Annotated in this window: 25 protein-coding genes; 9 read left to right on the top strand and 16 right to left on the bottom strand. The window is 66.2% G+C overall.

Annotated features, from left to right (window positions below; genetic code table 11):
* Positions 1-85: 85 nt before the first annotated feature.
* On the top strand, positions 86-463 hold the full coding sequence (locus ABIC76_RS23665; RefSeq protein WP_027680187.1) for a flagellar protein FliT: 378 nt from the start codon (positions 86-88) through the stop codon (positions 461-463).
* Between the two features lie 31 nt (positions 464-494).
* Here the strand turns inward: ABIC76_RS23665 and ABIC76_RS23660 are convergent, their stop codons facing one another.
* Genes ABIC76_RS23660 through ABIC76_RS23650 form a run of 3 tightly spaced genes read right to left on the bottom strand, consistent with a single transcriptional unit; the run spans position 495 to position 1,734 of the window.
* A complete protein-coding gene (locus ABIC76_RS23660) occupies positions 495-968 on the bottom strand; it encodes a lytic transglycosylase domain-containing protein (RefSeq protein WP_354535440.1) in 474 nt (157 codons plus the stop codon).
* Positions 969-992: 24 nt separating this feature from the next.
* Positions 993-1,334 (bottom strand): hypothetical protein, encoded by a 342-nt coding sequence (locus ABIC76_RS23655; RefSeq protein WP_027680185.1) that lies wholly within the window; start codon positions 1,332-1,334, stop codon positions 993-995.
* Between the two features lie 10 nt (positions 1,335-1,344).
* Positions 1,345-1,734, bottom strand: a complete 390-nt coding sequence (locus ABIC76_RS23650; RefSeq protein WP_354535439.1) for a hypothetical protein — start codon at positions 1,732-1,734, stop codon at positions 1,345-1,347.
* 364 nt (positions 1,735-2,098) lie between these two features.
* Here ABIC76_RS23650 and ABIC76_RS23645 point away from each other — a divergent pair, with 364 nt between their 5' ends.
* The 5 genes from ABIC76_RS23645 to ABIC76_RS23625 all read left to right on the top strand — a co-directional run bounded on the left by ABIC76_RS23645 (position 2,099) and on the right by ABIC76_RS23625 (position 9,440).
* Positions 2,099-3,394, top strand: coding sequence for a UbiH/UbiF family hydroxylase (locus ABIC76_RS23645; protein ID WP_354535438.1), 1,296 nt, complete (start codon positions 2,099-2,101; stop codon positions 3,392-3,394).
* Between the two features lie 46 nt (positions 3,395-3,440).
* Positions 3,441-4,187: a DsbC family protein gene (locus ABIC76_RS23640; RefSeq protein ID WP_009241994.1), complete on the top strand. Its 747-nt coding sequence runs from the start codon at positions 3,441-3,443 to the stop codon at positions 4,185-4,187.
* Between the two features lie 78 nt (positions 4,188-4,265).
* Positions 4,266-5,282: an acrylyl-CoA reductase (NADPH) gene (gene acuI, locus ABIC76_RS23635; RefSeq protein ID WP_354535437.1), complete on the top strand. Its 1,017-nt coding sequence runs from the start codon at positions 4,266-4,268 to the stop codon at positions 5,280-5,282.
* Between the two features lie 67 nt (positions 5,283-5,349).
* Positions 5,350-7,212 (top strand): M61 family metallopeptidase, encoded by a 1,863-nt coding sequence (locus ABIC76_RS23630; protein WP_354535491.1) that lies wholly within the window; start codon positions 5,350-5,352, stop codon positions 7,210-7,212.
* An 11-nt stretch (positions 7,213-7,223) separates the two neighbouring features.
* Positions 7,224-9,440 (top strand): FUSC family protein, encoded by a 2,217-nt coding sequence (locus ABIC76_RS23625; protein ID WP_102067513.1) that lies wholly within the window; start codon positions 7,224-7,226, stop codon positions 9,438-9,440.
* A gap of 414 nt (positions 9,441-9,854) precedes the next feature.
* Here ABIC76_RS23625 and ABIC76_RS23620 read toward each other — a convergent pair whose 3' ends face one another.
* The 9 genes from ABIC76_RS23620 to rpe all read right to left on the bottom strand — a co-directional run bounded on the left by ABIC76_RS23620 (position 9,855) and on the right by rpe (position 17,570).
* Positions 9,855-10,646, bottom strand: a complete 792-nt coding sequence (locus tag ABIC76_RS23620) for a uracil-DNA glycosylase (RefSeq protein WP_354535436.1) — start codon at positions 10,644-10,646, stop codon at positions 9,855-9,857.
* On the bottom strand, positions 10,643-11,302 hold the full coding sequence (locus ABIC76_RS23615; RefSeq protein WP_354535435.1) for a CYTH domain-containing protein: 660 nt from the start codon (positions 11,300-11,302) through the stop codon (positions 10,643-10,645). The genes ABIC76_RS23620 and ABIC76_RS23615 overlap by 4 nt, the downstream gene beginning before the upstream one ends.
* Positions 11,303-11,312: 10 nt before the next feature.
* The gene (gene trpC / locus ABIC76_RS23610; protein ID WP_354535434.1) at positions 11,313-12,116 is read right to left on the bottom strand and encodes an indole-3-glycerol phosphate synthase TrpC; all 804 of its coding nucleotides are present in this window, start codon (positions 12,114-12,116) and stop codon (positions 11,313-11,315) included.
* 1 nt (position 12,117) lies between these two features.
* Entirely contained in the window at positions 12,118-13,155 is a 1,038-nt protein-coding gene (gene trpD / locus ABIC76_RS23605; protein ID WP_102067493.1) for an anthranilate phosphoribosyltransferase, read from the bottom strand.
* A 13-nt stretch (positions 13,156-13,168) separates the two neighbouring features.
* Positions 13,169-13,603 (bottom strand): lysozyme inhibitor LprI family protein, encoded by a 435-nt coding sequence (locus ABIC76_RS23600; RefSeq protein ID WP_354535490.1) that lies wholly within the window; start codon positions 13,601-13,603, stop codon positions 13,169-13,171.
* Positions 13,600-14,169 (bottom strand): aminodeoxychorismate/anthranilate synthase component II, encoded by a 570-nt coding sequence (locus ABIC76_RS23595; protein ID WP_102067495.1) that lies wholly within the window; start codon positions 14,167-14,169, stop codon positions 13,600-13,602. The genes ABIC76_RS23600 and ABIC76_RS23595 overlap by 4 nt, the downstream gene beginning before the upstream one ends.
* A 16-nt stretch (positions 14,170-14,185) precedes the next feature.
* Complete coding sequence (gene trpE / locus ABIC76_RS23590) at positions 14,186-15,715, bottom strand: anthranilate synthase component I (RefSeq protein ID WP_063392006.1); 1,530 nt, start codon at positions 15,713-15,715, stop codon at positions 14,186-14,188.
* A gap of 401 nt (positions 15,716-16,116) precedes the next feature.
* The gene (locus tag ABIC76_RS23585; RefSeq protein WP_354535433.1) at positions 16,117-16,845 is read right to left on the bottom strand and encodes a phosphoglycolate phosphatase; all 729 of its coding nucleotides are present in this window, start codon (positions 16,843-16,845) and stop codon (positions 16,117-16,119) included.
* Positions 16,842-17,570, bottom strand: a complete 729-nt coding sequence (gene rpe / locus ABIC76_RS23580) for a ribulose-phosphate 3-epimerase (RefSeq protein WP_037027058.1) — start codon at positions 17,568-17,570, stop codon at positions 16,842-16,844. Before rpe ends, ABIC76_RS23585 begins: the two co-directional genes overlap by 4 nt.
* A 130-nt stretch (positions 17,571-17,700) precedes the next feature.
* Here rpe and apaG point away from each other — a divergent pair, with 130 nt between their 5' ends.
* Complete coding sequence (gene apaG / locus ABIC76_RS23575) at positions 17,701-18,075, top strand: Co2+/Mg2+ efflux facilitator ApaG/CorD (RefSeq protein ID WP_012436492.1); 375 nt, start codon at positions 17,701-17,703, stop codon at positions 18,073-18,075.
* Positions 18,076-18,082: 7 nt separating this feature from the next.
* Here the strand turns inward: apaG and ABIC76_RS23570 are convergent, their stop codons facing one another.
* Positions 18,083-18,316, bottom strand: coding sequence for a hypothetical protein (locus tag ABIC76_RS23570; RefSeq protein ID WP_354535432.1), 234 nt, complete (start codon positions 18,314-18,316; stop codon positions 18,083-18,085).
* A 74-nt stretch (positions 18,317-18,390) separates the two neighbouring features.
* On the opposite strand from ABIC76_RS23570, the gene mltA reads away from it, so the two are divergent.
* Complete coding sequence (gene mltA / locus ABIC76_RS23565; RefSeq protein ID WP_206274013.1) at positions 18,391-19,545, top strand: murein transglycosylase A; 1,155 nt, start codon at positions 18,391-18,393, stop codon at positions 19,543-19,545.
* A 16-nt stretch (positions 19,546-19,561) separates the two neighbouring features.
* On the opposite strand, the gene paaK is transcribed toward mltA, so the two are convergent.
* The 3 genes from paaK to paaG form a co-directional block, all read right to left on the bottom strand.
* Positions 19,562-20,866 (bottom strand): phenylacetate--CoA ligase PaaK, encoded by a 1,305-nt coding sequence (paaK, locus tag ABIC76_RS23560; protein ID WP_354535431.1) that lies wholly within the window; start codon positions 20,864-20,866, stop codon positions 19,562-19,564.
* 199 nt (positions 20,867-21,065) lie between these two features.
* Positions 21,066-21,536: a hydroxyphenylacetyl-CoA thioesterase PaaI gene (paaI, locus tag ABIC76_RS23555; RefSeq protein ID WP_354535488.1), complete on the bottom strand. Its 471-nt coding sequence runs from the start codon at positions 21,534-21,536 to the stop codon at positions 21,066-21,068.
* A gap of 4 nt (positions 21,537-21,540) precedes the next feature.
* The gene (gene paaG / locus ABIC76_RS23550) at positions 21,541-22,329 is read right to left on the bottom strand and encodes a 2-(1,2-epoxy-1,2-dihydrophenyl)acetyl-CoA isomerase PaaG (protein ID WP_027680166.1); all 789 of its coding nucleotides are present in this window, start codon (positions 22,327-22,329) and stop codon (positions 21,541-21,543) included.
* Between the two features lie 83 nt (positions 22,330-22,412).
* Between paaG and ABIC76_RS23545 the strand changes: the two genes are divergently transcribed.
* Positions 22,413-23,189, top strand: a complete 777-nt coding sequence (locus ABIC76_RS23545; protein ID WP_354535430.1) for an enoyl-CoA hydratase — start codon at positions 22,413-22,415, stop codon at positions 23,187-23,189.
* The last annotated feature ends 456 nt before the right edge of the window (positions 23,190-23,645 follow it).

The raw sequence follows: 23,645 nt of genomic DNA, 5'->3' as shown, positions 1-23,645 counted from the left end.
CGGCTGGGGGACGGCTTGGCGCCGGCCGGGCATGCCTATTGCACTGGCTTGCTGCAAACAACAACGTTTGACTCTGGAGCACAGCATGTCCTGGACCGTCGCCACCGCCGCCCGCCCGATCCATACGGTTTCCGACAGCGCCGGCTTGTTCGCGTGCTACGAGGCCATCGCGAGCCTGTCCGAAGACATGGTGGATGCTGCAGAACGCGGCGACTGGGACGAAGTGAGCTTGCTCGAGCGCGAATGCGCCGCCCACATGGAGCGCCTCGGCCACGGTCTGCGCCCGGCCTTGTCCCAGGAAGAGGTGCAGCGCAAGCGCGACCTGATGATGCGCATCCTGGCCAACGACGCCCGCGTGCGTGCGCTGGTCTGCCCGCGTCAGGATGAACTGATGCGCCTGGTCAGCGGCGAGCGCCGCGCCATCGGCGCACGTCAGGCCTACGCCGCCGTCTCGTACTACTGAGCGGCAGCCCGGTTCCGGGGCCGGACCCGATTCAGCGGTCGGCCCGCAATTCCCCCCATGACATCAGCACCCGCTGGATGCTCCGCGCATAGGCGTCGCGGTGGACGGGCGTCTCGGAGTGATACGCGCCGATGGCCCGCCACGTGTTTCCATGGCGAACCATTTTTTGCTTGAGCAGCCAGGCGGCCACGAACACGTTGACGCAGGCGTCGGTCAGCGCATGGCGCGGTACGCCGTAGCGCGCCAGCGTGCCGAAGTGAATCGAGTTGATCTGCGCCTGGCCAATGTCGACCGAGCCATCGGCGTTGCGGTGGATGGCGCCCGGGTCGCCCTTCGATTCAAACCACACGATCGCGCGCAGCACCGTTGGGTTGACGCCCTGATAGGTGCCGGCCTGTTCGAAGCAATCGCTTGACGCCGCGTGCGCTGCCACGCTCGAGGTCGCCAGCAAGAGTGCTGCGGCAAGGCGGCGCCAGTTCAAGCAAAGAAGGCGGGCGAGGGGCATGGCAGCTCCGGCGGCAATCGTGGATTACTTCTGCAGGGCCACTTCAAGCTGACGCTCGATGCCGGCCAGATACGTGTGCGAGGCCTCCGACACCACCATGCGCGGCACGGGCTCGGTTGCCTTGCGCCACTGCGTGGTCACAACCTTGCGCTTGCCGCCGCGCGTGTGTGCCGCGGGCTGGGGTTCGATTTCGCCGCTACCGCCGCCCGGCGGCAGCATCGCCAGCGAGGGCAAGGGCGGATAGACGCGGTCGGGCGCCGCGGCCGTCGCCGGCATCAGTGCATCGGGCGGGGCGGCAAAAGCCGAGGCGGCCGGGACGCTCAGCAGGCCGACGGTGAGCGGGAAGAGCAGATGGGTCATACGCATGACGTTCCTCTTAGTCCTGCGTGCGGATCGTCACGCTGTAGGGCTGGCTGGCGCTGACGGTCAGGTTTTCCAGGCGCACGTAGCTGGCGCGCTGGGCCGGCACGCCGTTCCACAGGGCCTGATTCAGATAGCGGAAATCCTGGGCCAGCGCGGCCACCTGGATCGTCGCCGGCCGTTTTTGCGCAGCGGCGAGCGCGCCCGCCTTGGTCAGCACGGCGGTCAGTTGCGGGTCATGCGCGCCCAGCGCGTCGGGCGGGATGGCGAAGGTCATGACTTCGCCCGTGGGCGCGGTGCGGGCCACGGGGGCGGGGGTCTGGGCGGGCATCTGCGCACAGCCGGCCAGCGCCAGCAGCGCGGCCAGCGTCAGCAACACGGCGGAGCGTTCGGAAAAAGTCCACATGGCGATGAGAAATGCGTGGATCGGACCCGCACTGTATCGGCCGGGTACGCCCTTCAAAACGTCGAATTACCCGGCTTTTGTCGTCCATCCCGGCGGATGACTTGAGCGCCTGCAATGAGGTGGAAATGGCGTCACATCAAGGGTTTGCAGGCAGGAGGCCTGTTTGGCACATATGCGGCGCACATCGCACATATGCGTCCCCGATATGGGTCGCACGCAGCATCAATCTGAAGTGATGGGTTTGCCTCTTCGAAGCTGGTAGGCGTAAACACCGAGCCCGGAGACAGCGGCGTCCTGTATCCCGCGCGACACTTTTGCGCGCCCGCAAGGCCGCAACACCCCCCGCCGCTATAATCGGCCCACCATGAATACACCCGCGTTTTCCTCTTCCAAGGCGGCTTCCCGGGAGGCTGCGCCGTACCACTTGGCCGTGGTGGGCGGCGGCATCGTTGGGCGTGCCTGTGCGCTGCGGCTGGCGCAGATCGGCTTGCGCATCGCGCATATCGCACCGCCCGCGCCAGCCGCGGCACCCGCCGGGCCGGACGCCTGGGACGCGCGTGTCTACGCGTTCTCGTCCAGCTCCCAGGCGCTGCTGGACCAGTTACGGATTTGGCCGGCGCTCGACATGACGCGCGTGCAGCCGGTGCACGACATGCGCATCTTCGGCGATGACGCCGCTGCACGCGGCGAGCACGCCCACCCCGACCTGCACTTTTCCGCCTACGCCGCCGGCACGCCGCAGCTGGCGTGGATTGCCGAATCGTTGCTGGTCGAACGCGCGCTGGAAACGGCGCTGCGCTTTGCCCACACGGTGCAGACCTTCCCGCACGCCGCCACCGGTTTCGAAATGGAAGCCGACGCCGTGCGCCTGACGCTGGCGGACGGGCAGACGATCCGCGCGGAATGCGTGATCGGCGCCGACGGCAAGCATTCGTGGGTGCGCGAGCAAGCTGGCATCCAGGCCGAAGCGAAGCCGTATCGCCAGCTTGGCGTGGTCGCCAACTTCCAGGCCGAACACTGGCATCAGGACACCGCGTGGCAATGGTTCCTCGGTGCCTCCGCCGAGCAGGCCGCCGCCACGGATGACGCCGCCCCGGTACGCGGCGAGATTCTCGCGATGCTGCCGCTGCCCGATCGGCGCGTGTCGATGGTGTGGTCTGCCAGCGAGGACCACGCCCGCGAATTGCTCGCGCTGTCGCCCGAGGCGTTGTGCCGCGCGGTGGAAGCTGCGGCGGGTGGCGCCATCGCCGCACGTTTCGGGCGCCTGTCGAACATCACGCCTGCGCAGGGTTTTCCACTCGTGCTGCAACACGCCAGCCGGGCGGTCGCGCCGCGCGTGGCGCTGGTGGGCGATGCGGCCCATGTGATCCATCCGCTGGCCGGGCAGGGCATGAACCTCGGGCTGCGGGATGTGTCCGAAATCGGTCGCGTGATGGCGGAACGTGAAACCATGCGCGATCATGGCGATCTGAGGTTGCTGCGCCGTTACGAACGTGCGCGCCGCGAAGATCTGCTTTCGCTCACGGCCGCCACGGACGGTCTGCACAAACTGTTCGCCCTGCCGGGCGCGCTGCCCCGCACGGTACGCAACGCGGGGATGCGCATGGTGGGCATGACGCCATTTATCAAACGCTTGTTGATCAAGCACGCACTCGGCTGAGGCCATCTCAGCGGATTTGTGGTTTTTCGGGGTTCCAGGAGTCGTTATGTCGTTTCGTATTCGGGTGGCGGCCATCGCCTCTGCGGTGGCAGTGGCAGCCATTGGCGCGGGCTATGTATTGAGCGCCGGTGCCGCCGAGCCCGCCTTGGACAAGGTCAAGGCCACCGTGCAGAAGGCCCTGGGCCCGAACGTGGAGATCAAGAGCGTCACCAAGTCGCCGCTGGCCGGCCTGTACGAGATCAACCTCGGCAGCCAGGTCGTCTACAGCGATGCCACCGGCCGCTACGTGCTCAACGGCGACCTGCTCGACACGCAGACCGCCACCAACCTCACGCAAGAGCGCCTGGCCGAGCTGAACCGCGTGAAGTGGTCCGACCTGCCGCTGGACCGCGCCGTGAAGTGGGTCAAGGGCAACGGCGCACGCAAGATCGCCGTGTTCTCCGATCCGAACTGCCCGTACTGCCACAAGCTGGAGCAGATGCTGACGCAGGTCGACAACGTCACCGTCTACACCTTCCTGTTCCCGATCCTCTCGGAAGACTCGAACACCAAGGCCAAGCAGATCTGGTGCTCGGCCGATCGCGCCAAGGCCTGGCGTGACTGGATGACCGCCAAGACCGCCCCGGGCGGCGCCGGCACCTGCGACACGCCGCTCGAGGCCAACCTGAAGCTCGGCCAACAGCTCAACGTGACGGGCACGCCGGCCATCATCTTCCCGGATGGCTCGCGGGCGCCCGGCCTGATCGATGCGGCCACGCTGGAGCGCAAGTTCGCCGCGCTCAAGAAGTCGTAATTCGCACGAAGGAAGCGCCGGTCGATCCGGCGCTTTTTCTTTGGGCGCTTGCATTCACCTCACCTTCGGAGACTTGGCATGTCGTTTCGCGCGCTGATGCTGGAAAAGCAGGATGGCGGGTCCCTGGCCCACATCGTCGACCTCGATGACGCAGCGTTGTCCACACCCGAAGCGCTGGCCAACGACGTGACCGCCGGCGACGTACTGATCCGCGTGGACTGGTCGACCATCAATTACAAGGACGGCCTGGCCATCACCGGCAAAGGCCCCGTCGTGCGCAAGTGGCCGATGGTGGCCGGTATCGACGGCGCAGGCGTCGTGCTCGATTCGTCGCATCCGGATTGGCGGACGGGCGATGCGGTGGTGCTTAACGGCTGGGGCGTCGGCGAGACGCACTGGGGTTGCCTTGCCCAGCAGGCCCGGCTTTCCGGCGATTGGCTGGTCGCATTGCCGGCAGGGCTCGACGCGCGGCAGGCCATGGCGATCGGCACGGCCGGCTACACGGCGATGCTCTCCGTGCTGGCGCTGGAGCGTGCCGGCGTGAAACCCGGCGACGGCGAAGTCCTGGTGACGGGCGCGTCGGGCGGCGTGGGCTCGATCGCCATCGCGCTGCTCGGCAAGCTGGGCTACCGCGTGGTGGCGTCCACCGGCAAGACGAACGAGGCCGACTTTCTGCAGGCGCTCGGCGCGACGGATGTCATCGACCGCGCAGAGCTGTCTGCCCCGGGCAAGCCCTTGCAGAAAGAGCGCTGGGCGGCAGTGGTCGATTCGGTGGGCTCGCACACGCTGGTCAACGCGTGCGCACAGGTGCGCTATGGCGGCGTGGTCACGGCGTGCGGGCTGGCGCAGGGGATGGATTTTCCGGCCACGGTCGCGCCGTTCATCCTGCGTGGCGTGACGCTGTGCGGCATCGACAGCGTGATGGCGCCGCGCGCGCTGCGCCAGACCGCGTGGCAGCGCCTGGCCGCCGATCTGCTGCCCGATCGCCTCGCTGCCATCACGCGCGAAGTGACGCTGTCGGAGGCCATCGACGCTGCCCACGACATCATGGCCGGCAAGATGCGCGGGCGCGTCGTGGTCGACGTCAACCGATAGGCTGGCAGGCGGGTTTGCGGACGATTTGCCTTCGGCAGCGTGGGACGGCAACGCTACAATGTCCGCCATGAAGCCGATCCGCTACACCATCGCCCCCGCCGCGCCCGAGGCGCACGTTTTCACCGTCACCGTCACGGTTGACGCGCCCGACGCCCAGGGCCAGCGCTTTTCGCTGCCGGCGTGGATTCCGGGCAGCTACATGATCCGCGAGTTCGCGCGCAACATCGTGCGGATCGAGGCGTCGTCCGCCCACCGGCCGGTGCGCCTGACCAAGGTCGACAAGCACACGTGGTGGGCCGCCCCGTGCACCGGGCCGCTGACGATTTCCTACGACGTCTATGCGTGGGATTTGTCGGTGCGCGCCGCGCATCTGGACGCCACGCACGGCTTCTTCAACGGCACGTCGGTGTTCCTGCGCGTGGAAGGCGCGGATGACCAGCGCTGCCTCGTCGACATCCAGCCGCCCGCCGGAGACGCCTACCGCGGCTGGCGCGTGGCCACCGCGCTGCGCGAAGCGACCGGCCGCGTCCAGGGCAAGGCCGGCGCCAAGCGCTACGGTTTTGGCTGGTACGAAGCGGCCAATTACGACGAGCTGATCGACCACCCCGTCGAGATGGGCGCGTTCGAGCTGGTGTCGTTCGAAGCCTGCGGCGCACAGCACGACGCCGTCTTTACCGGCCGTGTGCCGAACCTCGATCTGGAACGCATCGCCCGCGATTTCAAGCGCATCTGCGAAGCGCAGATCCGCCTGTTCGAGCCGCAGACCGCCACGGCGCCGTTCCTCGACAGCAACCGCCGCTACGTCTTCATGACGATGGTCACCACCGACGGCTACGGCGGCCTGGAACACCGCGCCAGCACCGCATTGATGTGCGCGCGCGCCGATCTGCCCGTCACTGGTCGCGATGAAACCACCGAGGGCTATCGCACCTTCCTCGGCCTCGTCAGCCACGAGTATTTCCACACCTGGAACGTCAAGCGCATCAAGCCGGCCACCTTCGTGCCGTACGCGCTCGACCGCGAGGTCCACACGCCGCTGCTGTGGCTGTTTGAAGGGTTCACGAGCTACTACGACGACCTGATGCTGGTGCGCTCGGGCCTGATCTCCGAAGCGCAGTATCTGGAGATGCTCGGCAAGACGTGGAACGGCGTGCTGCGCGGCAGCGGCCGCCTCAAGCAGAGCGTGGCCGAAAGCTCGTTCGACGCCTGGACGAAGTACTACCGCCAGGATGAGAACGCGCCCAACGCCATCGTCAGCTACTACACCAAGGGCTCGCTGGTGGCGCTGGCGCTGGACCTGACGATCCGCACGCAGACCCACGGCGAACGTTCGCTCGACGACGTGATGCGTGCCCTGTGGGTAACGTACGGCCGCGACTTCTACGCCGCCGGCCACGCGCAGCGCGGCGTGACCGAAGCCGGGCTCATCACCCTGATGGAAGAGACCACCGGTGTGCGCCTGCGCACGCTGATCCGCCAGTTGACCGAGGGGCGTGACGACCCGCCGCTGCCGGCGCTGTTCAAGGCGATGGGCGTGAGCGCCACGCGCAAGGCGGCAGATCCCGCGCTTGCCCTGGGCGTCAAGACCGGCACCGAGAACGGCTACGTCAAGCTGCAGCAGGTGTTTGACGGCAGCCCGGCGCAGCAAGGCGGTCTGTCTGCCGGCGACCTCGTCGTCGCGCTGGACGGCCTGCGTGTGCCGACCGGCCAGCTCGACAAGATGCTCGCGCGCCACCGCGCCGGCGATACGGTGCCGGTGCACGTGTTCCGCCGCGACGAACTGATGCAGCTCGACGTCACGCTGGCTGCGGATGCCACCCCGCAGTTCACGCTGGCGCTCGCGTCCGAGCCCTCGCCGTTGCGCTCGGCATGGCTGGGCAAACGGGCAGCGGCGCGCAGCACGCGTGCGGCACGCGGCAAGTCAGCCTGACGCGTAGCCCGATGGACTACGTCCACGATCCACGCACGTTCCTCTACAGCCATTACGTCTCGCGCGGCGTCCGTACTGCCACCGGCGTGATCGGCCTGACGCTGCTCGCGCTCCTGGTGATGGACCTGCAGGGCGCGATGGTGGTGTCGATCGGCGCGCTGTGCACGAGCCTCATGGATTTGCCCAGCCCGCTGCGGCACAAGTTCAACGAGATGATGGCGTGCGTGCTCTTGACGACGGCCGTCACGTTTCTCGTGGCGGTGGCAACGCCGTACGCGATCCTGCCGGCAGTGATCGTGGTGGTGAGCTTCCTGGCGGGGCTCATGGTGGCGTACGGCAACAAGACGATGCCGCTGCAGTTTGCGGCGCTCTTCGTCATGACGCTCACGTTCACCGAGGAATTCGCCTTCCGCGAAGCCGTGGAGCACACACTGCAGTTCTTCCTCGGCGCCATCGGCTACATGGCGTTTGCGATGGCGGTGGCGTGGGGCCAGCGCCGCCGTATCAAAGAGCAGGTACTGGCTGAATGCCTCTACGAACTGGCCGTCTACGTGGAACGCAAGGCCGGCTTCTACGACGCGTCGAAAGATTTCGACGAGCAGTTCAATGCGCTCGTCCGCCAGCAGATTTCGGTGGCCGACAAGCAGCAGGTGGCGCGCGATTTCGTCTTCCGCGACAACCGCACCGCCAGCGATGGCCGTCTCGTGCAGATCCACATGCGGATGCTCGACATCTACGAGTATTTGCTGTCGTCCAATACCGATTACCCGCTGCTGCGCCAGTGGCTGGCCGATGCCGAGGTGATGCGTCTGCTGCGCGACGTGATCGAACGCATGCGCATGGACATCGAAGGCGTGGCCTATGCCGTTGGCCGTGACCGGCCGTCGCCCACCCCGCTGTCGTACGACCGCGAAGTCGCCGCCATTGAAGACGCGTTGCACGAACTGCAGCAGAACCATCACGGCGTGCCGATGGAGGCGATTGCCGCGCTCGAAGAATCCGTGGCGACGGTGCGGGGCGCGATCCGCCTCATGGCGCAGCTGCACGCTGCCACCGCCACGCCGGTCGAGCTGTCGCAGGTGCTGCTGCGCCCCGACATGACACCGTTTCTCACGCGTCAGAAGTACGAGCTGCGTCTGGTGTTGGAAGAGTTGACGTGGCGCTCACCGGTGCTGCGCTTTGCGCTGCGCATTTCCATGGCCGTCGCGGCGGGGCTGTGGATTGCCGACCATCTTCCGTATAGCTCGCACGGCTACTGGGTCTTGCTGACCATCGTCGTCATCCTCAAGCCGACCTTCAGCATGACGCGCCAGCGCAACTTCGACCGGGTGCTTGGCACGCTGATCGGCTGCGTGATCGCCGCGGTGATCCTGCGCTTCACCCATTCGACGTGGATCCTGATGGGCGTGCTGTACCTGTCGACGGCCGCCAGCGCCGCGTTCGTCACCGTGCGCTACCGCTACACGGCCATTGCGGCGTGCGTGCAGGTGCTCATCCAGATCAACCTGCTGCTGCCGGGCAGCAAGGGCGCCATTGGCGAACGCTTGGTCGACACGCTGATCGGGGCGGCCATCGCCACCGCGTTCAGCTACGTCCTGCCGAGCTGGGAATACCGCAACCTGCCCAAGCTGGTGGACGACGTGCTGCGCACCAACCGCCGCTTTATCGAAGCCGCGCGCGACTTGCTGCTCGGCACGCTCAAGGACGACTTCGCCTATCGCGTGCAGCGCAAGCAGTTCATGGAATCGCTCACTGGGCTCATCGCAGCCTTTGCGCGCATGCTCGACGAGCCCAAGAGCCGGCACCGCGCCGTCGACAACCTGAACCGCTTCATCGTGCAGAACTACCTCGTGGCGGCGCACGTCGCGGCGGTGCGCATTCTTGTGCGGCAACGCGCGCAGGAACTGGACGAGGCCGATACGCGGGCGCTGGTCGAGCAAACGGCAGAAGCCGCGCTCGAAAGCCTGACGCGCGCCAAGGAGCGCTTCGACCAGGCCGTCCACGAAGGCGGGTGGGGCGTGCGCCCGCGCGACACGCAGGAGCTGGGCGCAGCCGACTTCGCCGATCAGTCGGCACGCTCGCGCATGGTCGACGCTGCGGCCGAATCGGAATCGCTGTCGGCGATGCACCTGCTGGAGCGCCGCCTGCAGGCGCTTCGGGCCGACACGTCCAAGATCGCATTGCGCTGCGGTGCGCTCGGGCGCGCGCTGCGTATTTCGAAGGACTAGCGGCCGGCGGCTGACAGGCTTCGGCACGGGCGGCGATCTTCCACCGCGGCAGCGCTGAGTCTCGGTCCCTCCACGACGGGGCGCAACGAGCCGACGTCCAGCTACAGACAGTCGACATCCAGTATCCGAGCGTCAAAGGTCAGCGTTAGAGGGCCGAAGTCGAGTCTCGGAGGGCCGAGGGCGGATCTTGAAGACTCAAACGCGAGCCGAAAAGACTCGAATTTGAGCCTCGGAGAGTCGAGCGCGACCCTCAGACAGTCGAAGACGACCTTCGGATCGTCACCGTTGGGCCTCGGAGAGTCGAAGCCGGGCCTCGGAGACTCGAAGTCGAGCCTTGGAGCGCCGAACCCGGCCCCCAGGCGGTCAAGGCCGGCGCTTGGCGGCTCCTCAATGGGGCTGCGTGGCCGCTGCGGTTCAGGTGGCCTGCGGTTTCAGCCAGTCGATGGTCGGTTGGTGCTGCGCCGCCAGCCAATCATTGGCCGTCTTGAAATGCCCGCACCCCAAGAACCCCCGATGCGCGGACAGCGGCGACGGGTGCGGCGCCTCCAGCACCAGGTGCCCGTCCGACAGCAACGCCCGTTTGGCCTGTGCGTGGCTACCCCACAGCATGAACACGCGCTTGTGGCCGACGCGCGCGAGCTGCTCCAGCAGGCAATCGGTGATGCGTTCCCACCCGCGCTTGGCGTGGCTTGCGGCCTGGCCTTGCTCGACGGTGAGCACCGTGTTCAGCAGCAGCACGCCTTGCTGTGCCCAGCCCTCCAGGTTGCCGGAGGTGCCCGGCAGCTTGCAGCCGAATTCCGCTTCGATTTCCTTGTAGATATTGCGCAGGCTCGGGGGCACGCGCACACCGGCCGGCACCGAAAACGCCAGCCCATGCGCCTGCGGAATCTCCCGGCCATCGACAGTGCCCGTGCCGTGATACGGATCCTGGCCGAGGATGACAACGCGCACATCATCCACCGACGTCAGGTGCAGCGCACGGAAAACATCCGTCGGAAAGATCGGCTTGCCGGCGGCGCGCTCACCATCGACAAAGGCGCATAGCTCTGGCCAGTTGGTCTGCGCGATACAGGGCGTGAGGATTGCCTTCCAGTCGGCGGGCAGGGCATCGAACTGCTGGGCCAGCGGGGTGAAACCTACGGCGGTCGTGTCTGCTGCCGGTTCGTCGAAAAGAGCGGCTTGCGCCGGATTCGCGCGTCGCGTCACCGCTGGCCCCCAGTGGCTTTCGCGCGCAGCTGGTAGCCGCGTTGCGCCTTGCTGATGTCGAGCGGCGTGAGCCCGGCCACGGCGGCGCGCAGCTTCTGCGTCCAGGCGTGCAGGCGTTCGGCAATCGCGTCTTCGGCGAGCGTGCTGCCGGCGGCCGGCTTCCACTCAAGCTCCAGTTCGTCGATCGGCTCGCGTGCCTGGGTGCCGGGGATCAGGATGGCGCCGGCATCCAACGCGATCTCGATCTCACCGCCATCCGCTGCGACACGCCACAGGCGGCGTGTGAAGTCGGTGCGGAACAGCGGGACGAGCGCGGCCGCATGCGGGCGGACATAGTCGGCGGCTTCGGCGGCGTGGTTGGCAGCGAAGGCATCGACGGACAGTGCGTCGTTCTGCAGCGGCACCTCCCATTCGTGGCGGGCGCTCAAACCAGACGTACTCACGGCTGCGGTCTTCAGCGTTTGCAGCCATTGGCTGCCCTGACGGCGCACGCGCAGCGCGGCGCGGCTGCGTGCCAGCGCCTGGTCGGGTGTGTCGTAGTAGACGTTCGCCAATTCCACCGAGCCGGCCGCCTGCGCATTGGCATCCAGCCAGCCGACCAGCGCGTCGTGCGTGCCGGCCGATACGGCCAGCTTCAGTTCAATCTCGCGGGCCATGGTGTGGCGCTCAGGCGAACAGGCGGGCCAGTTCGGCGCCCGGGTCGTCTGCACGCATGAAGGCTTCGCCGACGAGGAACGCGTTGACGGCGGCGGCGCGCATCTTGCGCACGTCGTCGGGCGTGAGGATGCCGGATTCCGTGACGACGATGCGATCGTCCGGCATGTGCTTGAGCAGGCCGAGCGTGGTGTCGAGCGACGTTTCGAACGTGCGCAGGTTGCGGTTGTTCACACCCATCAGCGGTGTTTGCAGACGCAGCGCGCGGTCTAGCTCGTGGCCGTCGTGCACTTCCACCAGTACGTCCATGCCGAGTTCCAGCGCGCACGCTTCGAGTTCTTCCATCAGGCCCTGGTCCAGCGCGGCGACGATCAGCAGGATGCAGTCGGCACCCCACGAGCGCGCTTCGTACACCTGGTACAGATCCACCATGAAATCCTTGCGCAGCACCGGCAGCGTGCAGGCGGCGCGGGCTTCACGCAGGTAGTCGGCGTGGCCCTGGAAGAACTGCTCGTCGGTCAGCACCGACAGGCACGCCGCGCCGTGCTCCGCATAGCTGCGGGCGATGTCAGCGGGCTTGAAGTTCGGGCGCAGCACGCCCTTGGACGGCGACGCCTTTTTCACTTCGGCGATGACCGCCGCGTTGCCGGCGGCGATCTTGTCGCGGATGGCCCCGGCAAAGCCGCGGGCCCCGAGCGTGCTGTCGTTGCGGTTGGCTTCGGCTTCGGCGCGCACGCTGGGCAGGTCGCGGTGCTTGCGCGCGGCGGCGACTTCTTCGGCCTTCACGGCCAGGATCTTCTGCAGGATGTCGGACATATCAGGCTTTGAACTGGTTGGTGACGCGCACGAGTTCGTCGAGCTTGGCGCGCGCGGCGCCCGAGGCGATCGCTTCGCGGGCCAGCTTCATGCCGTCGCCGATCGAGCCGGCGATGTTGGCTGCGTACAGCGCAGCACCCGCGTTGAGCGAGACGATCTCGCGCGGCGTGCCGGGCTTGTTCTCGAGCGCTTCGATCAGCATGGCTTTGGATTCGTCGGCGTCGGCGACTTTCAGGCTGCGGTTGGAGACCATCTGCAACCCGAAGTCTTCCGGGTGGATTTCGTATTCGGTGACCACGCCGTCCTTGAGTTCCCCGACCAGCGTGGCGGCGCCCAGGGACACCTCATCCATGCCGTCCTTGCCGTAGACGACCACCGCGTGCTTGGCCCCCAGGCGCTGCATTACGCGCACCTGAATGCCGACCAGGTCCGGATGGAACACGCCCATCAGGATGTTCGGCGCGCCGGCCGGGTTGGTCAGCGGCCCCAGGATGTTGAAGATCGTGCGCACGCCCAGTTCCTTGCGGATCGGGGCGACGTTCTTCATGGCCGGGTGGTGGTTGGGAGCGAACATGAAGCCGATGCCGACCGTCTCGATCGATTCGGCCACCTGCTCGGGCGTGAGCATGATGTTCACGCCCAGCGCTTCGAGCACATCGGCACTGCCCGACTTGGAACTGACGCCGCGCCCGCCGTGCTTGGCGATGCGCGCGCCGGCCGCCGCCGCTACGAACATCGAGGCGGTGGAGATGTTGAACGTGTTGGCGCCGTCGCCGCCCGTGCCGACGATGTCGACAAAGTGGTCGGACACCTCAGCGGGCACGTCGACCTTGGTGGCGAATTCGCGCATGACGGTGGCAGCGGCCGCGATTTCGCCGATGGTCTCTTTCTTGACGCGCAGCCCCGTGGTGATGGCGGCTGCCATGACGGGCGACATCTCGCCGCGCATGATGAGCCGCATCAGGTGCAGCATTTCGTCGTGGAAGATTTCCCGGTGTTCGATACAGCGGACGAGCGCTTCTTGCGGAGTGATGGACATGGTCGTTCCGTATTCAGTTGGGCGCTGCCGGAGCCGCAGCCGGGGTGACCGGCTGTGCGGCGTCGCGCAAGGCGCCGATGCGCTCGCGCGAAAGGTCAGCCTCGCATGCGGCTTCTGCCAGGTCGGCATCGGGCGCATTGCGGGCCAGGCGGCGGGACAGGTCGCATTCGGCCTGTCGATAGAGTTGGTGTGCGCGCACGGTGCGGTCGAACGCCATGGCGGCGCCGCGGTCCATGCCTTTGTTGGTAGCCATGCGGGCGCGCAGCGCGGTGCGGCGTGTCGATTCGGCCGACGCCAGTTCGGTCTGTGCCGCCTTGCGTGCGGTCTGCACGCATTGGGCGACGTTGCCGGCCTCGGGCTGGGCGGCCCGGCAGGCGTCCAGCGTGCCGGCCATTGCCGGCAGGCTTGCCATCATCGCCAGCACCATCGCGCACGCGCGGCGCATCAGAGGCGTTCCTTCAGGAAATTGCCGAGCAGCGCGTGGCCGTGTTCCGACAGGATCGATTCCGGGTGGAACTGCACACCTTCCACCGGCAGCGTCTTGTGGCGCACGCCCATGATTTCGCCGTCTTCGGTCCAGGCGGTAATTTCCAGGCAGTCGGGCAGCGTTTCGCGCTCAATGGCAAGCGAGTGATAGCGCGTCACCTTGAAATGGCGCGGCAGGTTGGCGAACACGCCCACGCCGGTGTTTTCGATGGTGCTGACCTTGCCGTGCATCACTTTCTGCGCGCGAATCACGCGGCCGCCAAACGCATCGGCAATCGCCTGGTGTCCGAGGCACACGCCCAGGATGGGCACGCGCCCCGCAAAGTGCTTGAGCGCCGGCACGAGGATGCCGGCTTCGGTCGGCGTGCACGGGCCGGGCGACAGGCAGATGCGCTCCGGGTTCAGCTTTTCGATCTCTTCGATCGTGATCTCGTCGTTGCGCACCGTGTGCACATCCTGGCCGAGTTCGCCGAAGTACTGGACGATGTTGTAGGTAAAGGAGTCGTAGTTATCGAGCATCAACAGCATGGTGGTCTCCTTAACCTCAGAAATCGGCGTCGAGGCCGTCTTGCACTTGCTCGGCCGCACGCAGCACGGCGCGCGCCTTGTGTTCGGTCTCCCTCCATTCGGCATCCGGGTCCGAATCGGCCACCACGCCGGCGGCGGCCTGCACATAGAGATTGCCGTCCTTGATGATGCCGGTGCGGATGGCGATCGCCAGATCCATCTCACCCGAGAACGAGAGGTAGCCCACCGCGCCGCCGTAGATGCCGCGCTTGACCGGCTCCAGCTCGTCGATGATTTCCATCGCGCGCACTTTGGGCGCGCCCGACAGCGTGCCCGCCGGGAAGGTCGCGCGCAGCACGTCCATGTTGGTCATGCCGGGTTTCAGGCGCCCCTCGACGGAGCTGACGATGTGCTGCACGTGCGAATACTTCTCGATGACCATCTGGTCCGTCACCTTGACCGAGCCGATCTCGGCAATGCGGCCGATGTCGTTGCGTGCCAGGTCGATCAGCATGACGTGCTCGGCGATTTCCTTCGGGTCGTTGAGCAGCTCGGTGGCGAGTTCGGCGTCGCGCTCGGGCGTGTTGCCGCGCGGGCGCGTGCCGGCCAGCGGGCGGATCGTCACGATGCGGGCGGATTCGTCGGCGCCGTTGCCGTTGGTGGATGCCGGGATGCGGCGCTCTTCCTGGCGCACCAGGATTTCCGGCGACGCGCCGACGATCTGCATGTCGCCGAAGTTGTAGAAGTACATGTACGGCGACGGATTCAGCGAACGCAGCGCGCGGTACAGCGACAGCGGCGCATCGCGGAACGGCTTGACCAGGCGCTGGCCGATCTGCACCTGCATCATGTCGCCGGCGGCGATGTATTCCTTGGCCTTGAGCACGGCGGTGATGTAGTCCGCCTTGTCGAACTCGCGGATGGTGTCGGTGCGCACCGACGGCGACGTCACCGGCACGTCCACCGGCTGGTGCAGCTTGGTGCGCAACGCGCGCAGGCGCTGCTTGGCGTGTGAATACGCCTCGGGCTTCGACGGATCGGCGTAGACGATCAGGTAGAGCTTGCCGGACAGGTTGTCGATCACGGCCAGCTCTTCGCACAGCATGAGCTGGATGTCGGGCAGTTGCAGATCGTCGGGCGGGGCGGTTTCAGCCAGGCGGGGCTCGATGAAGCGCACGGCGTCGTAGCCGAAATAGCCGGCCAGGCCGCCACAGAAGCGCGGCAGGCCCGGGCGCAGCGCAACCTTCTGGCGGCGCTCGAAGGCGGCGATGAAGTCCAGCGGATTGCCTTCGTTGGTTTCCACCACCTTGCCGTCGGTCACGACTTCCGTGCGATTGCCCTTCACGCGCAGCAGCGTGCGCGCATGCAGGCCGATGAAGGAGTAGCGTCCGAAGCGCTCGCCGCCCACCACCGATTCCAGCAGGAACGTGTGCGTGCCCCGGTCGTGCGATTGCGCCAGCTTCAGATACAGCGACAGCGGCGTCTCCAGGTCGGCCAGTGCCTCGGCAATCAGCGGAATGCGGTTGTAGCCCTGGTCGGCCAGCGATTTGAATTCGAGTTCGGTCATGAGCGGTCAGGTCGATTCGCCGGGCGGGCAGGTGCTCGCCCGCCGGCATGCGTTCGGTCCACGGCAAACGCAAGAGCGTCGATGATGCCGTCGGAACGTTAGCAGAACATCAGGGATGGGAACGCGCGAACGTCGTAAAAGCGACCGTGCGATCCCGCAAGGGTCGTCCGCAGCCGATAGCGGGCAGGCGGAAGACCGGCGGGCGGTCAGCGTTTGGGGCAGGAGACGCGAGGGTGGCTTGGGCGGCGCGCTCATGACGCGCCAGAATGCCGAAACCGGGGAAGAACGATCAGCAGCCGTGCAAACGCTTACGCCCGGACGAGGGCGTGCCAGGGCCGCCAGGGCCAGGCCCCCCGGTCACCACCAGCGTCGACGCGTTTGCGATTCAGGAACATGGATCGTCAGTTGGAAGCGGCAGAGACTGTGTTGTGTGGCTCTGCATAGGGCCGGATCAACTCGGCTGCCGCAAAAAGTGTGTCGACTATAGCATCGGCTCCGGCGTCCTGTATAGGCTGGCCGTGGTTGTAGCCATACGGCACCGCAAGCACCCGCATGCCGGCCGCGCGGGCCGCCCGGGCGTCGTTTTCCGAGTCGCCGATGGCCACGATTTCAGCCGGCGCCAGGCCAAACGCCTCGGCCACGCGCAGCATCGGATAGGGGTCGGGTTTGCGGTACGGGAACGCGTCGCCGGGGTAGACCAGGTCGAAGCTGGCATCCAGCCCCAGTTGCGCGAGCAGCGGCTGCGTGAAATCGTGTGGCTTGTTGGTCACGCATGCAAGCGCCAGACCGAGGTCGCGCAATGCGGCCAGCCCTTCGCGCACGCCGTCGTAGACATTTACGTACTGGCCGTTGATCGCGATGTACGCGCGCTGATATGCCTCAAGAGCCTCTGCAAAGCGGCTGTTGGCCTGGGCAGGGGGCAGGCGTGCGTCGAGCACGCGCCGCACGAGGTTTTCCGACCCCTTGCCGACATAGCCCACCACTTCCTCGGCCGGCATGTCCGGCGTGGCGCCCAGCGCCTTGAGCATGGCGTTGATGGCGGCGTGGAAGTCGCCGGCCGTGTCGACCATCGTCCCGTCCAGATCGATGATGACGCCTCGGACAGTCCCGGCCGGCAGCGTGCCCGTCATGCCGTCACGCCAGCCAGGGCCTGGCGCAGCGCGCCAACGGTGCCGCGGTAGCCGCCATCCGCATCCGGCTTGCCGAACACGGCCGAACCGGCGACGAAGGTGTCGGCGCCGGCCTTGGCAATCTCGGCGATGTTGTCGGCTTTCACGCCCCCGTCGATTTCCAGCAGGATCTTGCGGCCGGTCTTTTCCTGGTATGCGTCGAGCTTCTGGCGCACCGCGCGCAGCTTGTTCAGCGCTTCGGGAATGAACGACTGGCCGCCGAAGCCGGGGTTGACCGACATGATCAGCACCATGTCCAAGCGGTCCATCACATGATCCAGGTAGTGCAGCGGCGTGGCCGGGTTGAACACCAGGCCGGCCTTGCAGCCGTTGTCGCGGATCAGCGCCAGTGAGCGGTCGATGTGCTCGGAAGCTTCCGGGTGAAAGGTGATCAGGTCGGCGCCGGCCTTGGCGAAGTCCGGAATGATGCGATCGACAGGGCTGACCATCAGGTGCACGTCGATCGGCACCGGCTTGCCGTCCTTTTGTGCGTGCGGCCGAATCGCCTCGCAGACCAGCGGGCCGACGGTCAGGTTCGGCACGTAGTGGTTGTCCATCACATCGAAGTGGATCCAGTCGGCGCCCGATTCGAGCACGCGGCGCACTTCTTCGCCCAGGCGGGCAAAGTCGGCGGACAGGATGGACGGGGCGATGCGGAAACCGGACGGATCGATGGCGACAGACATGATGGGAGACGGATAAGGCGCGCGCAGGCGCAAAGGAGGTCGCTATTTTAGCCGGATCGGCCGTCCGCTCGTGCCTTGCCGGTGCCACGGCCATGCCGCACAATGGGCGCCATTCTTATTGTGGATCGTCATGCCGAGCTACGAACTCACCGTCCAGGTCCGGACGCGCTACCTGCCGGAGCAATCCGAGCCGGAGCAGGGCAGCTACGCCTTCGCCTACACCATCACCATTCGCAATACGGGCGACGTGCCGAGCCAGCTCATCTCACGCCACTGGGTGATTACCGACGCCGAAGAGCAGGTGCAGGAAGTGAACGGCCTCGGCGTGGTCGGGCATCAGCCGCTGCTGCCGCCAGGTGAATCGTTCGAGTACACGAGCTGGGCGACCATCAAGACGCCCGTGGGTACGATGCGCGGCGAATATTTCTGCGTGGCCGAAGATGGCCACCGTTTCGAGGCGCCCATCCCCGAATTTGCGCTGGTGATGCCGCGCATGCTGCACTGATCGGGAATCAGGGCGCGTCGGAATTGGCGGCTTGAGAATCTTTTGGCGCTGCGTCGGTCGATTGCGAAGGCTTGGCAGCGTCGCCGTGGCGCGACGGATGCTCGGGCGGCGCACGCAGCGGGCGCGGATGCTTCTTGGCGCCCGACATCGTCCAGACCACGATGAAGATCAGCAGGAACAGCGCCATGCCGGCCTCCAGGCCGAACAGCATCATCGGATGGTTTTCAAAGAATTGGCTCATGGTCGATGGCGGGAAGCTCGGGTGCGAGGCATTGTAGCCAAGCCCGCGGCCGCACCGGACAGGATGAAACACGCATGACAGCAGCAACCTTGGACGCATTGACACCAGCCCGCAACGCTCTGCGCCGCCGATGGGCTGCCCGGTTTGGTTCCTTTGCCGCAGCCCTGGTCGCCGCAATGCTGGCAGCCTGCACGAGCGGGCCGCCGCCGCGCGTCGAAACGCCGCAAGCGCCCACAGGCACGCTCGGCGGGCATCTGGCCCCCGCTACCTGGGCCGATGTGTCGGGCTGGACTGCCGATGACCTTGCCTCCGCCTGGCCCGCCCTGCAATCGAACTGCCAGGCGATGAAGCGCCGCGCCGATTGGTCACGTGTCTGCACCGCCGGCCTGATGGTCGATGCCGGCGACCCGATTGCCATGCGCGTGTTCTTTGAAGACAACTTCACGCCGTATCGCGTGGTGAAGGACGACGGCACCGACAGCGGCCTCATCACCGGTTATTACGAACCGCTGCTGCGCGGCTCGCGCACCCGCCACGGTGTCTATCAGACGCCGCTGTACCGCATGCCCGCCGCGTGGCGCGGCAAGACGCTGCCGGCCCGCGCGCAGTTGATCCGCAGTCCGGCGCTGCAGGGGCAGGAAATTGTCTGGGTGGACGATCCGGTCGAAGCGGCGTTCCTGCAGATTCAGGGTTCGGGCCAGGTCCAGCTGGAAGAGGGCGGCATCATGCGCCTGGGCGTGGGCGGCACGAACAACCAGCCGTTCCGTTCATTTGCGCGCTGGCTGCTCGACATGGGCGAAATTACGCCGGTGCAGGCCACCATGCAGGGCATCAAGGCCTGGGCGCGTGCCAATCCGAGCCGCGTGGAAGAGATGCTCAACATCAACCCGCGCTACGTGTTCTTTGCCGAGACGCCCGGCAACACGGGCGGCCCGATCGGCAAGTTGGGCGTACCGCTCACGGACGAACGCTCGATCGCAGTCGACCCGACGTACATTCCGCTGGGCTCGCCGGTGTTCCTGTCGACGACCAAACCGCTGTCGACCGATCCGATCCAGAAGCTCGTTTTTGCGCAGGACGTGGGTTCCGCCATTCGCGGTGCCGTGCGTGCCGACTATTACTTCGGCCATGGCGACGCCGCCGGCGATCTGGCCGGGCGCATGAAGCAGGCGGGGCGCCTGTGGGTGCTCGTGCCGAAGGGCGGCAGCGTCGGCGTCGCCACCCGCTAAAAAGAAGCGAGGCGGGCTAAGCGCGCCGCAAGTCCACCACGCGGCGCGCCTTGCCGACCGAGCGCTCGATCCCGCCGCTCGCCAGAATCTCGATCGCGGCGGTCACGCCGATCAACGACTTGATGTCGTGCGCCAGTTGGCTGCTTGCCGAGTTGGCCGCGTCCGCCGACGCGCCGAGCGCCGCCTCGATGCGCACCGTCAGCGTATCCAACGGTCCTTCCTTGCCCAGCACGCACTGGTAGTGCGGCGACAGCGTCGCGTGCTTCAGGATCAATTCCTCGATCTGCGATGGGAACACGTTCACACCGCGCACGATCATCATGTCGTCGCAGCGCCCGGTGATTTTTTCCATGCGCCGGAAGCCCGGTCGCGCCGTGCCTGGCAACAGGCGTGTCAGATCGCGCGTGCGATAGCGCACCACCGGCATCGCCTCCTTGGTCAGCGACGTGAAGACCAGTTCGCCGAACTCGCCGTCGGGCAGCACCTCGCCGGTGTTCGGATCGATGATCTCCGGATAGAAGTGGTCTTCCCAGATGGTCGGGCCGTCCTTGGTTTCGGCGCATTCGCTGGCAACGCCCGGCCCCATGACTTCCGACAGGCCGTAGATATCGACCGCTGAAAGCCCCATGCGCGCTTCGATGGCGCTGCGCATTTCGGGGGTCCAAGGCTCGGCGCCGAAGATGCCGATCTGCAGGCTCGACGCGGCCGGGTCCATGCCCTGGCGTTCGAACTCGTCGGCAATCGCCAGCATGTAGCTGGGCGTGACCATGATGATCTGCGGCTGAAAATCGCAGATGAGCTGCACTTGCCGCTCGGTTTGCCCGCCGCCGAACGGGATGGCCGTCAGCCCCGCACGCTCCACGCCGTAATGCGCGCCCAGGCCCCCGGTGAACAGGCCGTAGCCGTAGCTCACGTGGACCTTGTCGCCGCGCCGGGCGCCCGCCGCCCGGATCGAGCGCGCCACCAAGCCGGCCCATGTGTCGATGTCCGCCAGCGTGTAGCCGACCACCGTGGGTTTGCCGGTCGTGCCCGACGACGCGTGGATGCGTGCGATCCGGTCCTGCGGCACCGCGAACATGCCGAACGGATAGTTGTCGCGCAGATCAGTCTTGGTCGTGAACGGAAACTTCGCCAGATCGGCAAGCGACTGCAAATCCGACGGATGCGCGCGCGCCGCGTCGAACTTGGCCCGGTAGGCGGGCACGTTCTCATACGCATGCGCGAGGCTGCGCTTCAGGCGTTCAAGCTGCAGAGCCTGGATGGCGTCACGGCTGGCCGTCTCGATCGGATCGAGCGGCAGGTCGGTCGAGCGGGGGCGCATGTGGTCTCCTCGGGGCGCCGTCGTGCGAACCTGCTCACGATCCTACTGCGCGTCCCGATCTTGGCCCTGCGATGCTCACCGTACCCACGTACGGTTGCGCTTCTCGGGCCAACGTCGGGCCGCTCGCTACGGATCGTGAACAGGTTCTGAGGCGTCCTCTAATGGTGATGCGGTTTTGTGGAGGGCTTTATATCGAGGTCTAACTAGGGTTCTGGGCTGCCGGGACCGGAATGACCTGGCCGCGAATCTGTGCAGACTTGCCGCGAAACATGGCGACCACCTCGCCGGCCTGGTTTGTCACGCGTACGTCGTAGATGCCATGGCGGCCGGACAAGACCTGCTCGGTCGCCTCGGCTGTGAGGATGTCGCCGCCGTGCGCCGGGCGCAGGAATTCGACGCTGCACCCAGCCGCCACCGTGTTGTGGTTATGGCTGTTGCAGGCAAACGCGAAAGCCGAATCGGCCAGCGTGAAGATCAATCCGCCATGACAGGTGCGGTGCCCGTTGAGGAATTCAGGCCGCACCGTCATGGACAGCCGGGCATAGCCCGGCGCGACCGCCTCCACGCGCATGCCGAGCCAGCGCGTGCAGGCATCGGCGTCGAACATGCTTTTGCAGGCGGCTTCAGCCAGCGCCTGCGCATCGTGGAGGGTCGTTTCCGTCACGCTGATGTCCTTATTCGCCGGTGAAATGGGCTACGCGCTTGTTCAGGAAGGCGTCCACGCCTTCTGCATAGTCGCGGGAATTGCCGAGTTCGCGCTGCAGGTCGCGCTCCAGGTCCAGTTGAGCGTCCAGCGACTGTGTGGGCGCCGCGTGCATGGCGCGCTTGATGGCGGCCAGTGCGCGGGTCGGTTGCTTGGCCAGATGGTCGGCCATGCAATTCACTTCGGTCATCAGGATCTTGGCGTCGTGATAAACGCCCCAGATCAGGCCCCAGGCGAGCGCCGTCTTGGCGTCGAGCTTTTCCCCCAGCATCGCCAGCCCCATCGCCCGCGCCACGCCGATGCGCTGCGGCAGGAACCACGTCCCGCCCGAATCCGGCAGCAGCCCGATCTTTACAAAGGCCTGGAGGAAGCACGCGTTCTCGGCGGCCATCACGATGTCGCACGCCAGCGCCAGGTTGGCGCCCGCGCCGGCGGCCACGCCGTTCACGGCGGCAATCACCGGCAGGGGCATGGCACGCAGACGGCGCACCAGCGGGTTGAATTGTTCGTCGATGAGCTGGCCCAGGTCGGTCATCTGCCCGGGCGTGACATTGAGTTCGGAGAGATCCTGCCCTGCGCAGAAGCCGCGTCCCGCTCCGGTCAGAATCAAGGCGCGGGCGCGCTGGCGCTCCACCTTATCCAGCGCTTCGCGCAGTTCCCGGTGCATGCCGGCCGTGAAGCTGTTGAGCTGATCGGGCCGGTTCAGCGTGATGGTGGCCACGTGTTCATGCCAGTCAAGCAGAATGGTCGGGCTGGTCATCTTGTCTCCTCCTCGGTCATCGGTTCATTGATTAACCGACCGGTTGGTCGGCTAATATTACATCCATTCCAACTGGAGCTTCCATGTCCTACGAAAACATTCTGGTCGAAACGCGCGGTCGCGTTGGTCTTATTACGCTCAATCGTCCGAAGGCGCTGAATGCCCTCAACGATGCGCTCATGGACGAACTTGGCACCGCGCTGCTCGCCTTCGACGTCGACGCCAACGTCGGCGCCATCGTCATTACCGGCAGCGAAAAGGCGTTTGCCGCCGGCGCGGATATCGGCGCCATGGCCGATTACGACTTCGCCACCGTCTATAAGAACGAATACATCACGCGCAACTGGGAAACCATTCGCCGCATCCGCAAGCCGGTGATCGCCGCGGTGGCCGGCTACGCGCTCGGCGGCGGCTGTGAACTGGCCATGATGTGCGACATCATCCTCGCCGCCGACACCGCCAAATTCGGCCAGCCGGAAATCAAGCTCGGCACCATGCCTGGCGCAGGCGGCACGCAGCGCCTGCCGCGCGCCGTCTCCAAGGCCAAGGCCATGGACCTCTGCTTGACGGCCCGCATGATGGGCGCCGAAGAAGCCGAGCGCGCCGGCCTGGTCTCCCGCGTCATTCCCGCCGACAAGCTGCTCGACGAAGCCATTCAAGCCGCGGAAACCATTGCCGGCTTCTCGCTGCCCACGGTCATGATGATCAAAGAGTCGATCAACGCGGCCTACGAGACCTCGCTCAGCGAAGGCGTCCATCTGGAGCGCCGCCTGTTCCACGCCACGTTCGCCACCGAAGACCAGAAGGAAGGCATGCGCGCGTTCGTCGAAAAGCGTGCCGCTACGTTCAAGCACCAATAAGGGCAGTCCAGCCGGGTGACCTCGGGAATACCCGAGTAACGGCATCGGGTATCTCGGGCTGCGTCTTGCGAGTCCTTTGCGGCCGCAATCCCATGCGTAGACTGGGCTGGTGGCTATTCTTCACGAACGCGTCATCAGCCTGTCACGACAAAGGTGTTGCCAAGCTCCAGGAACCCGCCTATAGTTCGCCCCTCGCTGCAAAACACAGCGCCGAAACGCAAGTGACGGTGGTGGTGTTGAGTGGTGGAGAAGCAGGTGTAGAGCGGGTTTGCGGTCGATTGAGTGGTAGGCGATTGGCGGTGGATCAAGTGGTAGTTGGCAGCGAGTTGATGGATAAAAATTCTTCGACGAGTTGTTGACGGCGACGAAAAAGCTCTGCATAATCTCGTTTCTCTGCTGCAGACAACGCAGCGACGCGGTGAACAAAGTTGACCGCGAAGTTCTTTAACAAGCAAA

Source organism: Ralstonia sp. 1138 (assembly GCF_040544795.1).
Classification (GTDB): Bacteria; Pseudomonadota; Gammaproteobacteria; order Burkholderiales; family Burkholderiaceae; genus Ralstonia; species Ralstonia flatus.
The sequence above is the reverse complement of the archived record's forward strand: the minus strand, read 5'-3'. Positions and strand labels throughout refer to the sequence as shown.